Source organism: Neisseria sp. GT4A_CT1, assembly GCF_000227275.1.
In the GTDB taxonomy this organism is placed as follows: Bacteria; Pseudomonadota; Gammaproteobacteria; order Burkholderiales; family Neisseriaceae; genus Neisseria.
This window is the reverse complement of sequence record NZ_JH164964.1, coordinates 147,206-159,362: the sequence shown is the minus strand read 5'-3', so window position 1 is coordinate 159,362 and position 12,157 is coordinate 147,206. Positions and strand designations below refer to the sequence as shown.

Here is a 12,157-nt window from a genome sequence, read left to right as displayed (position 1 = left end):
GTACTTAGTTAAACAGTCTTTTTTATATTTATTGGCTCTATCATAGATTAACAACACGACACATATTCCAAGCAATCAATTTTCTAAGTACCAAATACAAAAAACCGATTGGCCTCACACCCCCCTCTCTGTTCACAACGTCATCACTTTCCCTTATTTTCAAGAGGCTGCCATGATGCAATTATCTTGGCAGCCTCTTATATCGTAGTGCTAACTTGTTTTGTTTTATATGAAGTTATGGACGCATTCTAAAGACATTACTTACTTGACCGTTATAGATACGGACTCAAGGTTTGGCGCAAAATTTCCATATCTGTAACCTTCGTAATGTTTGCCTTACCCAGACGATCCAAACCAATAAAGCGCATGACGCCGCCACTCACTTTTTTATCATGACTCATGTGCTCTATCCATTTTTCAAATTCAAACTTCGGCGGTGCTAATGGTAATTTTGCAGCCTCAAGCAATGCTGCAATACGAAGCGTATCTGCCTCATGAATTTTACCCAGTTTCTCGGATAACCGTCCTGCCAACACGCATCCCGCAGCTACCGCTTCACCATGCAGCCACACGCCATAACCCATTTCTGCTTCAATAGCATGCCCAAAAGTATGCCCCAGATTCAACCATGCACGAATCCCTTGTTCTGTCTCATCTTGAGCCACAATCTCAGCTTTCATTTTGCAACAATGGTACACAGCCTGCGCAAGTTTCTCCTGATCCTGCATCATTAAATCGGTCATGTGCTGCTCTAACCACTCAAAAAACTCAATATCGCCAAGCGCGCCGTATTTAATGACCTCTGCCATACCGGCAGATAATTCGCGTTGCGGAAGCGTTTTAAGCGTAGATAAGTCCGCCAGTACAGCCTTAGGTTGATAAAACGCGCCTATCATGTTTTTCCCAAGCGGATGGTTGATTGCCGTCTTACCGCCAACTGAGGAATCGACTTGACTTAACAATGTAGTCGGTACTTGGATAAATGGGGCGCCACGTTGATAAGTTGCTGCCGCAAAACCAACCATATCGCCAATGACCCCTCCTCCCAATGCGATCAAGGTCGTTTTGCGCTCTGCCCTATTTTGCATTAAACCGTCAAAAATAAGATTGAGCGTTTGCCAATTTTTATATTCTTCCCCATCAGGCAGAGTAATACTGAAACTGGGAATACCTAATCTATCCAAGGTCGTCTGAAAAGATTCTAGATATAAGGGCGCAATCGTCTCATTCGTAACAATAGCCACCTTATTACTTAAATATGGCTTTAATAAAACATCAGCTTGTTCAATAAGATGATTTCCGATAAAAATAGGATACTGATGGGAGGGAGTTTGAACGGTCAGGGTACGCATTTTGATTCCTTTTTAATCTTTAGTTCCTGGCTCTCATTTAGGGTCGTCTGAAAACCTATATCGTTACTCACTGATAACAAATCTATTATCGATTTAACGCCTCAAACAACCGTTTCACCGTTTTTGCACAGCTGTCGGACTCGATCACAATGTGCGCAGTATTTCGATATAAAGGATCACGGGCATTATAGAGCTCTTGCAACTTAGCAAGCGGGTTCTCTACCTGCAACAAAGGGCGGCCGTTATCATAACGGGTCCGCTCTAACAGAACCTCAGGCGAGGCATGAAGATACACGACCGTACCATTTCGTCGCATATTTTGCCTGTTTTCCTCACGCAAAACCGACCCTCCTCCTGTTGATAAAATAATATCCTTCATCGCAGTCAATTTCTTGAGCATAGCAGTCTCTCGATTGCGAAACCCTTGCTCACCTTCCATCTCAAAGATGATGGGGATAGAGACACCTGATGTCGTACAAATCTCATGATCACTATCATAAAACGGACGATCCAACATTTGGGCAATATACCGCCCCAAAGTGGTTTTCCCTGCACCCATCAAGCCAATTAATATTAAATTACCGTTGATTTTTTCCATAAAAAGCATTTTATACGATACTCAGCATTATTTGTGCCACCCTTCCAAACTCGTGTCTGCAAACACCATGCTCCGATTTTTAATCCGTTGATTCTAATTGTTTTTAATTTCAGACTTCTAAAAGTCTTTGGCTATTATATTTGACGCACAAATCCTGACCATCAAATTGAATATAGTGGATTAACTTTAAACCAGTACGGCGTTGCCTCGCCTTGCCGTACTATCTGTACTGTCTGCGGCTTCGTCGCCTTGTCCTGATTTAAATTTAATCCACTATAAATAAAAACCGGGCAGATATCCAAAAGACATCTACCCGGTTTTATTGCATCACTTAATAACGCAAATTACTACCCACGCCATCCATAATGCGAGGCGTTATGAAAATCAACAATTCGCGTCGTTCTTCTTTCTTGGCTCGTGATTTAAACAAGTTTCCTACTACAGGAATATCACCAAGCAATGGAACTTTATTGATGGTATCGCTATTGTCCTCTTCATAGATACCACCAACGATCAAAGTGCCACCATCTTCAACCATAGCCTGAGTATTCAAGTTCTTAGTCTGAATACACTTGGTTATCAAAGAATCTACAGTACAGTCGACCGGGGTATCTTTAGTGATCTTAACGGTCATAATAATTTGACCATCCGGAGTTACATTAGGAGTAACTGTCAGACCCAAAACCGCTTTTTTGAATGAAACCGAAGTCGCACCGCTTGAAGAAGCTTCTTGGTAAGGAATTTCGGTACCGGATTCAATCGTAGCTTCTCGACGATCCTGAGTCAGAACGCGAGGATTAGAAATGGTTTTGCTCTTACCAGTTGCTTCAGAAGCAGAGATTTCCAAACCTAATGCACCAGATGACAAGGCTCGTACTAAAGCGATACTGTTCGTCGCCGCTGTAGCAGGCAAACTTACGTTAGGCTGCAAAGACCAAGTTGGATAAGCAGACTCTCCGCGGAACACTGAGGCGTTAGTATTGTGGTTATTCTGAGCACTTGACCAATCATTACCCCAAGAGTTTCTTCCTCTTGCACCAGCAGCACCAAACTTAACGCCCAAATCGCGTGAGAATCCATCTTTTGCTTCTACAATGCGCGCTTCAACCATAACTTGGCGTGTAGGAACATCCAACTCATCAATCAATTTACGGAATTTCTCGATGACGTTCCGATTATCTGTAACAATCAAGGTATTCGTTGCGGGGTCAATCAAAGCACTGCCTCGGCCGCTCAACAAGGTATTGCGACCATTGGAATTGCTACTTCCATTATCTTCCAAACGAAGGATTTTGCGGAACTCCTCCACATTTTTATATTTCAATTGGAAGGTTTGCGAATACAAAGGACCAAGCTCTGCAATTTCTTTTTCTGCTTGCAAGAAGGCCTTATCCTTCGCCAACAATTCATCACGTGGAGCAATATTGATGATATTACCTTGACGACGCATATCCAAATTACGGGCTTGCATTACCAAGTCCAATGCCTGATCCCAAGGCACATCCTTGAGGGATAAAGTCATCTTACCATTTACCGTATCGCTAGCCACAATATTGACGCCTGACTCTTTTGCAAGAATCTGCAGAATAGTACGAACTTCAACATCTTGGAAATCTAGAGAAATTTTACGACCATTGAAAGATTTATTTGCATTACCACCATTCAAACCACGTGACTCCGTATCAGCGGCTTTAGGTAAAATTTCAAAAGTAAAATGCCCTGCTGCCGGCTTAGTACGAACTTCCCAGTTTGCACTATTTCGAATAATCAGCTGAGTATCATTACCGATGCGTTTTAAAGTGATATTTTTTACCGGTGTATTAAAATCGCCTACATCCAAACTACGTTGTGCTTGTGTTGGCAACGGATAGTTTTTCAATGTAATGATGACACGATCACGCTGTTGTTTAATATCAGGCTGTCCAGTAAAAGCCGGAACGCTTAATTCAACAATACCTGAATTGCGCGAGCCTTTACGGAAGTCGATATTAGCGGAATTAGCGACTTGCTTTGCTTTTTCTGACGGAACAGAATCCTGCATAGAAGGCTTATTATTTGATACAGACATTGCAGAATTTCGGTCAGCTGACTCACTAACAAAAACCCAAACTTCATTACCATGAATTTCAGTATTATATTGGGCAGTTTTATTCAAACCCAACACAATACGGGAACGGTCATTATTTTGTGCCGCCGTAATCTGATTTAATAACGGATCGGCATACTCCAATACTGATTGAGGCAACCGAATAGTAGTGTTAGCAAAATCAAGTGCAATTCTAGCTGGAGCCGAAGTAACAAAACCGCTCGGACTGGTTACATCACGATCAAAACGGATTTTGATAATTTTTTGACTATCAGGAAGAGTAGATACATTAATATCAGTAATATTACCTGCAAAAGCAGTTTGCACAGCCATGGCTACGCCAATACTGGCAAAAAATTTTGTCATGTGCTTAGTTTTCATAAAGTGAGACCCCTTAATTAATTTGGAATTGCGGCAGATTCGCTTCGAGATTCAGCTGTCGAAGCACCACTTGAACCTTCATCTGACTGTGTACTTAACGGCAAATCAGCCTTTCGATATATCCAGTTACCAGAACTGTCTTCTATTAATTCAGTCAAAGTAATTTTATCCTCAGTAATCGTTTGGATTTTACCGTAATTCTGACCGATATAGTTGCCCGGCATAACGGTATAAACATGTCCATTTACATCGATAAAACCAGATGTCTTATTATTACCACGCAGAATACCGACATAACGCATATTTTCCAAACTAAATGCTTCCAATGTCTCTTTCTGACGATTCAAATTAGGAGCATTATTCCCCTTGGGTGCATTTTCCAAACGTCGATAGTCAAACGCATTTAACCCATTATATGCCGGAGGGGTATATGCAACTGGCGGAGTAATCGTCGGTGCTTGAAATGGAGTAACCTTAATTTTAGCTTCATCTTGCGTCTGTTTTATCCACATATTTAAATCATCATGGGTGGGGGAACATGCTGCTAAAGACAAAACACCTACGAGTAAGATAGTATTTTTCATGATTTCCCTAATAACTTTTATTTATTGTCAACTTCAGCACCATTCTGCGCATCACTTCCGTTAGCCTGTGCCTCCTTCTGTTTGGCTGCAAGCTCGGCAGCAACTTCTTCTGCAGGACGAGCCTTATAAGTTGTTGCAGTGGCACTCAGTGTCAAAATATCACTTTTGCCCTCTTTACCACTTTTTCCGTCTGCTGCTTGGGAGAGCTTCAGAGATTCCAAAGTAATGATTCGCGATAAACCTCCGACATCACGAGCAAACTGGCTAATCTGATTATGCTTACCCGTAATGGAAATTTCATAGGGTAACTTTTGAATTGGACCATCATTAACCGGAGCTTGAGGCACAACACTATCCAACCGCAAACCATTAGCGGATCCAGCCTGATGCAATTCTTGGATTAAATTAGGAATTTCGGCATCTGTCGGCAGTTGTTTCAACAAAACATCAAAAGCTGAACGGATAGACGCCAACTCCTCCTGAAGATTATGCAAATTAACAGCCTCAATACTTTTTTTCGTATATGTTTCCTTTAGTTCGGCTTCTTTAGCTTCCTGCGTAGAAAGTGTTTCGAGTTGCTCTTTGAAAATACCAACATATCCTATTGCCAAGACCCCCGCTATTGCCAACCCTGCGATAAATAACTTAGCAGGCATATTTAACAAATAGAGGTTTTGGATATCAATATTTTTTGCTTTACTTACAGACATTTATTTTACCTCTTGCTTCTGTTCGCCAGTTTCAGTCGTGTTCGCGGCTGGATTTTGTACGGGTACTGATGGATGACCTGAATTATTCAACAAAACCTTCAGAGTAAATTCTTGATAATTATCAATTTTCTTAATACTCAAAAGTTCTGGCTGAGCAAAAACCCCGGTACTTGGTAAAGAACGCATAAACATTGCAATCTTATTATCACTACTTGCTCGACCCGTAATTTTGTAAGATGTCGAACTTTCTGCTTCCAACGCTGTCAGATAAGAGTTATCGGGAGTAACTACATTTAAGCTGTCGATGATATAGGCAGCCTGTGAACGTTTTTCCTGTAACTCTTCTACTTTTTGTTTTTTTGATAGGAAATTTTCTTTTTCTTGCTGCAGTTTTAGAATTTCTCCCAAAGCTTTATCCAGCTTTTCAATTTCCTTCCCTAGAAGGGCATTACGGTCTTCCTGTCTGCTGATTGCATTATTAATTGTCAAATATGTCAACACAAGCAGACCTGCACCTATCAATAACGCCGAAAGCATTAATACTTTAAATTGTTGCTTTTTGCGCTGTTTGATTTCTTCCCTATAAGGAAGAAGGTTAATTTTAACAAATTCGATCATATTACAATCCCCTTAATGCTAATCCGAATGCTAATGTTAAAGACGGTGCATCAATTTGCAGCTGCGGCAAATCAATTTTATTGTTTCGTTCAGCATATAAAACCGGGTGAATACACTGTGTCGCAGTATTGGTTTGAGAAAAAATACTTTCTGCCAATCCAGCCTGTTGCGATGCAAACCCAGTTAATAAAATATGTTTAATGTTTGAGAAGGTCTCTGTCGTCTGCGTAGTGTAGTAAAACTGCAATACACGTTGGATTTCTTGCGCTACCTGAACGTTAAAGCGATCTGCGACTTGGGTCTGATAATCAGATGGTTTGCTGGATGAAGCTATCATCTGCGCCGCTTTTTCTTCTGTCACTTGATAAGTACGCTGAATCAGTTGATTCAACTGTTCCGTACTGACAGGAGTCTCTTGTTTATACAAAATCTGTCCGTTTTGCATCACCAATGCGTACATTTGGGTAGCATGAATGCCAAATACGGCAACTTTTTCATTAGTCAATTCAGGTGCATGATTATTAATCCAAAAAGCATAGGCATTTCTCTGAGCCAAAAGATCCAAATCTAAGGCAGACAGATCAAGCCCTGCATTTTCAAACATTTCAATAACAGGCTCAATATCGTCTTTTCTAGCTGCTACGGTTGTAATCTGCTGCCCCGCCGGGGAAACGGATACGCCGGTCACCTGATAGTCATAACTCATTTCATCAATAGGACCGATTGCTGAAATTTCAGATTCAGCAAACTCGTCCAAATCAAGTTCGGTATCGCGAGGGTTGTAAGTTATGTTCTCTATTGTTGCCAAGCTTTGTGGTACAGCTGCAACAAAGTTCTTACAAGAACTGCGCAATTGCGTATAAGTATGTTGCAAATAGGTGACAAGTTGGTCGTAATCTTGGATTTTGTTACCTTTTACAATATTTTTAGGTAATTTGGTAATAACGTATTTTTCTAGCTGAATTTGGTTTAAACTACGGCCTGTCAGCTGAACCATCTTAATGGCATGCTGGCTGATGTCGATGCCGATAGCGGCTCGGTTGCTTAACCCTCCGGAAGCTTTACTTGCCTTGCTGGTTTTGCTTTTAGGGCTTTTTGATAAGCTAATCATATAATTTCCCTGTATTGTTAGGAGTGAGTAACTGTTTCGATATCCGTAAAGGATTTCTTTTTCTTTGCACAGTAAATACTGTGTTTCACAGAAATCGGTTTCTATTTTACTTTATTTAATGCCAGTGATGGCAAAAATTATTACTTAGTCATGATTAAAAAGATTATAACGACCTGTCTTGGTTTGATATTAGGATTGGCACTCTTCGGTGTCGGCTTGCTCGCTATTGCGATTTTGGTCACATACCCCAAGTTGCCTGCTCTTGATTCTTTACAACACTACCAACCCAAAATGCCCCTCACAGTATATTCTGCCGACGGTCAGATTATTGGGGTTTACGGTGAACAGCGCCGGGAGTTTACAAAAATTGGAGATTTTCCAAAGGTTTTGAAAGACGCTGTTATTGCCGCAGAAGATAAACGTTTCTATGAGCACTGGGGCGTAGACGTAGTAGGCATTGCCCGTGCCGCTATCGGCAACGTAGTCGCCGGCGGTTTGCAATCAGGTGCCAGTACCATTACTCAACAGGTAGCAAAGAACTTCTACTTGAGTAACGAGCGTACATTTACCCGCAAATTCAATGAAGCCCTATTGGCCTATAAAATCGAACAGACGCTTAGTAAGGATCAGATTTTAGAACTGTATTTCAACCAAATCTATTTGGGTCAACGGGCATACGGTTTTGCCTCTGCCGCTCAAATCTATTTCAACAAAAACGTGAAAGATTTGACTTTGGCTGAAGCATCCATGCTGGCAGGCCTACCTAAAGCGCCTTCAGCGTATAACCCCATCGTTAACCCCGAGCGCGCTAAACAGCGCCAAGCCTACATCCTGCGAAACATGCAGGAAGAAAATATGATTACTGCACAACAACGCGATCAAGCTTTGAAAGAAGAGCTGCATTATGAACGTTTTGTGCAAAACATCGACCAAAACGCTTTGTATGTTGCTGAAATGGCACGCCAAGAGTTGTATGAAAAATATGGCGAGGACGCATACACCCAAGGCTTTAAGGTCTACACAACCGTCAATACTGCCAACCAACGTGTTGCTACTGAAGCCCTTAGAAAAGCGTTGCGTAATTTCGACAGAGGCAGCAGTTATCGCGGCGCAGAGAACTACATCGACCTCAGCAAAACTGATGACGTAGAAGAAACGATTAGCCAATATCTTTCTACTTTATATACGGTTGACAAAATGGTTCCTGCCGTTGTCTTGGAGGCCTCTAAAAAAGGAGTTCTGATTCAACTACCTAGCGGAAAAAGATTCAATCTGAACAGCTACGCACTGGGCTTTGCAGCCCGTGCAGTCAACAACGAAAAAATGGGAGACGACCGTATTCGTCGCGGTTCCGTCATCCGTGTCAAAGGCGGCGGCAACAATTGGTCTGTCGTTCAAGAACCTCTACTACAAGGCGCTCTGGTCTCATTAGATGCAAAAACAGGTGCCGTGCGTGCATTGGTCGGCGGTTATGACTTCCACAGCAAGACATTTAACCGAGCCACTCAAGCCATGCGCCAACCAGGTTCTACCTTTAAGCCTTTCGTATACTCTGCGGCACTCGCCAAAGGCATGACAGCATCCACCATGATTAATGACGCACCACTCTCCCTGCCGGGTAAAGGTGCCAATGGTTCTGCTTGGAATCCTAAAAACTCAGACGGCCGTTATGCAGGCTATATCACCCTGCGCCAAGCATTGACCGCCTCTAAAAACATGGTTTCCATCCGAATCTTGATGTCCATCGGTATCGGATACGCACAACAATACATCCAACGTTTCGGCTTCAAACCGTCCGAAATCCCTGCCAGCCTGTCTATGGCGCTTGGTACCGGTGAAACAACACCATTGCGTGTCGCTGAAGCATATAGCGTCTTTGCCAATGGCGGTTACAAAATTTCCGCATACGTCATCGACAAGATTTATGACAGCGAAGGTCGTCTGAAAGCACAAATGCAACCTCTTGTTGCAGGCGAAAACGCTCCTCAAGCCATCGACCCGCGTAACGCATACATCATGTACAAAATCATGCAGGACGTTGTCCGTGTCGGTACTGCGCGAGGTGCCTCCGCACTTGGCCGTTCCGATATCGCCGGTAAAACCGGTACGACGAACGACAATAAAGATGCATGGTTCGTTGGATTCAACCCAAGTATTATCACTGCCGTATACATCGGCTTCGACAAACCGCGCAGCATGGGCCGCGCAGGTTACGGCGGCACGATTGCCGTTCCAGTCTGGGTAGATTACATGCGCTTCGCGCTCAAAGGCGTAGAAAACAAAGGCATGAAAGCACCGGCAGGTATCGTGAACAGCGGCGGCGAATACTATATGAAAGAACGCATGACCACCAGCTCCGATATCACTTTGGACAATAGCGGTACCGTTCCACGCCCTGCACAACAACCTTCCCGACAACAACGCCCGGCCAATGCCAACACTGCCGCAACGCCTGATAGCGATCGGGATGGCGGAGACCGCGGTCGCGGTGATTTGCAAGAAACGCCGGTACAGCCAAGCAATGTTAACAATCGACAATTAGACTCACTGTTCTAATTACACCGGTCAAAAGGTCGTCTGAAACCCGAATCAGGAATTTCAGACGACCTTTTTATATATGGCAGCACAATCTCAATTCATTGTCATGTGAAACAAGATGGAAAAATTCACTTTAAACCGATACAGCATTGCCTCATCCGAGCCTAAAGCGGAGAGTTTCCCCAAATGCTAAAAAACCAGTTTCATGTCATCTGCACTGCTCATCAAACCTATCCCCTACCCCTTGATTTCAAATTACCTCGCCACACTAGATTCTGCCCCTTCCACTCACCCCATCAATCAAACGAATTGTATAGTGGATTAACTTTAAATCAGGACAAGGCAACGAAGCCGCAGACAGTACAGATAGTGCGGCAAGGCGAGGCAACGCCGTCCTTGTTTAAAGTTAATCCACTATAAAAACAACAAGGTCGTCTGAAACATGATCCAACATTTTCAGACGACCTTTTCGGGTTTATCTATTTTAAAGCAACATACACAGCAGCAAGATGATTTTGTTCCCTCACCCTGCAAGACAATAAACGGATTTGCGTCCCGTCAATGCAGATAATACTACGACCGATTACAATGGCTCGGAATTTTCCGGATTTCCGATATTCAAGTTGTCCATTTCTTCTTGATGCGTAGCAAACCATTCGCCGACGACTTGGTTAACTTCTTCGATCCCTTGCTTTTTAAGACTGGAAAACAGTTGTACGCTGATGCGTTGACGGGTCATATAGGGCTTGAGCGTTTTTTTGACTGCGCCTAAAGTTTTGATTTGCTCGTTTTTCGACAGCTTGTCGGCTTTCGACAACAAAATATGCACAGGGCGGCCGGTGATATGGAAAAAGTCCAGCATCCGCAAATCTAGCTCTTTCAAAGGGTGGCGCGCATCCATAATCAACACCAAGCCGATGAGCTGGCATCGTTGTTGGAGATAGTCGCCCAAGAGTTTGACCCAATGCGTACGGATGGCTTCGGGAACTTGCGCATAACCGTAGCCAGGCAAATCCACCATGAAGCTGCCATTGCTCAATTCGAAGAAATTGATGTGTTGGGTTCGTCCCGGCGTTTTGGAGACGTAAGCGAGCCGGACATGGTTGGTCAGGGTATTGATCGCGCTGGATTTGCCTGCGTTACTGCGTCCGACAAATGCGATTTCTGCGGGTGTGTCGGGCAGGTCTTTGAGATGGTTGACGGTGGTGAAGAATTTGGCGTTCTGAAAGAGGTTCATCCGTATTTCCTTGTTCCCTGAGACGGAGTGGCGGAATTTGCCGTGTTCATGTTGCGAAACATGGTAGTAATTTAATGTAAATCTAGTATAGAATAGCACGTTTATAGAATTATCGGTTTTTATCGGGTAAAATTTATCCGGCGTTTTGAGTATAAAAAAGGCATTGTCGCGGTATGCAATGCTGTAATCAGGAGCACTCCATGAAACGATTGACTTTAGCGGCCTTGGTTTTGGCTGCCGGTGCGGCTGTCGCTGCCCCGAAAGCGGATATTGCAAAAGGCAAAGAAGTGGCTACTACCATTTGTGCGGCATGTCATGCGGCGGACGGCAACAGCGGCATCGCCATGTATCCAAAGCTCGCCGCGCAACACAGTGCCTATATCTACCGTCAAACCTTGGATATTAAAGAAGGCAAACGTACAAACGGTTCCGCCGCTGTGATGAAACCTATGGTGATGAACCTGTCCGAGCAAGACATTCTGAATGTATCCGCATTCTATGCCAAACAACAGGCCAAATCCGGCGAGGCTAACCCGAAACAAAATGATCCTGTTTTGGGCGGCAAAATCTACCGAGGCGGTTTGGTGGATAAAAAAGTTCCTGCCTGTATGTCCTGCCACGGCCCCAGCGGCGCGGGTATTCCGGGCGGCGGTACCGAAATCGGCGCATATCCGCGCTTAGGCGGCCAACATATGTCTTATGTGGTCGATCAAATGAAGGCTTATAAATCCGGACAACGCAAAAACGCGATTATGGAAGATATTGCCAAACGCCTGACCGAAGAAGAGTTGAATGCGGTTTCCAACTTCATCCAAGGTCTGCATTGATTCCTATCAATCCGTCTGTTTGCGGATGATGTGAATATCAAGGTCGTCTGAAAACGCTTGCCCTTGGGCAGTTGTTTTCAGACGACCTTGTGCGATGGTATGCCGCCGCTTTTGA

General features: G+C 43.6%; 10 protein-coding genes and 1 pseudogene. 2 read left to right on the top strand and 9 right to left on the bottom strand.

Annotation, left to right across the window (positions count from 1 at the left end):
- Positions 1–272: 272 nt before the first annotated feature.
- The 8 genes and pseudogenes from aroB to pilM form a co-directional block, all read right to left on the bottom strand.
- Positions 273–1,352 carry a 3-dehydroquinate synthase gene (aroB, locus tag HMPREF1028_RS00710; RefSeq protein ID WP_009310906.1) on the bottom strand — a complete coding sequence of 360 codons (1,080 nt, stop codon included), beginning with the start codon at positions 1,350–1,352 and terminating at the stop codon, positions 273–275.
- Between the two features lie 85 nt (positions 1,353–1,437).
- Entirely contained in the window at positions 1,438–1,950 is a 513-nt protein-coding gene (locus HMPREF1028_RS00705; protein WP_049223704.1) for a shikimate kinase, read from the bottom strand.
- Positions 1,951–2,114: 164 nt separating this feature from the next.
- Positions 2,115–2,228, bottom strand: a pseudogene (locus HMPREF1028_RS14300) (IS5/IS1182 family transposase); the annotation flags it as partial.
- 53 nt (positions 2,229–2,281) lie between these two features.
- Positions 2,282–4,417, bottom strand: a complete 2,136-nt coding sequence (locus tag HMPREF1028_RS00700; protein ID WP_009310904.1) for a type IV pilus secretin PilQ — start codon at positions 4,415–4,417, stop codon at positions 2,282–2,284.
- A 17-nt stretch (positions 4,418–4,434) separates the two neighbouring features.
- Positions 4,435–5,001 carry a pilus assembly protein PilP gene (locus HMPREF1028_RS00695; protein WP_009310903.1) on the bottom strand — a complete coding sequence of 189 codons (567 nt, stop codon included), beginning with the start codon at positions 4,999–5,001 and terminating at the stop codon, positions 4,435–4,437.
- A 17-nt stretch (positions 5,002–5,018) separates the two neighbouring features.
- Positions 5,019–5,711, bottom strand: coding sequence for a type 4a pilus biogenesis protein PilO (pilO, locus tag HMPREF1028_RS00690; RefSeq protein WP_003765893.1), 693 nt, complete (start codon positions 5,709–5,711; stop codon positions 5,019–5,021).
- Positions 5,712–6,329, bottom strand: coding sequence for a PilN domain-containing protein (locus tag HMPREF1028_RS00685; protein WP_003759517.1), 618 nt, complete (start codon positions 6,327–6,329; stop codon positions 5,712–5,714).
- A 1-nt stretch (position 6,330) separates the two neighbouring features.
- A complete protein-coding gene (gene pilM, locus HMPREF1028_RS00680) occupies positions 6,331–7,440 on the bottom strand; it encodes a type IV pilus assembly protein PilM (RefSeq protein WP_003776205.1) in 1,110 nt (369 codons plus the stop codon).
- A 150-nt stretch (positions 7,441–7,590) separates the two neighbouring features.
- Here pilM and HMPREF1028_RS00675 point away from each other — a divergent pair, with 150 nt between their 5' ends.
- Positions 7,591–9,996, top strand: coding sequence for a penicillin-binding protein 1A (locus HMPREF1028_RS00675; RefSeq protein ID WP_009310902.1), 2,406 nt, complete (start codon positions 7,591–7,593; stop codon positions 9,994–9,996).
- A gap of 565 nt (positions 9,997–10,561) precedes the next feature.
- Here the strand turns inward: HMPREF1028_RS00675 and yihA are convergent.
- The gene (gene yihA / locus HMPREF1028_RS00670) at positions 10,562–11,215 is read right to left on the bottom strand and encodes a ribosome biogenesis GTP-binding protein YihA/YsxC (protein ID WP_009310901.1); all 654 of its coding nucleotides are present in this window, start codon (positions 11,213–11,215) and stop codon (positions 10,562–10,564) included.
- 200 nt (positions 11,216–11,415) lie between these two features.
- Here yihA and HMPREF1028_RS00665 point away from each other — a divergent pair, with 200 nt between their 5' ends.
- Positions 11,416–12,042 carry a c-type cytochrome gene (locus HMPREF1028_RS00665; protein WP_003759506.1) on the top strand — a complete coding sequence of 209 codons (627 nt, stop codon included), beginning with the start codon at positions 11,416–11,418 and terminating at the stop codon, positions 12,040–12,042.
- Positions 12,043–12,157: the final 115 nt, after the last annotated feature.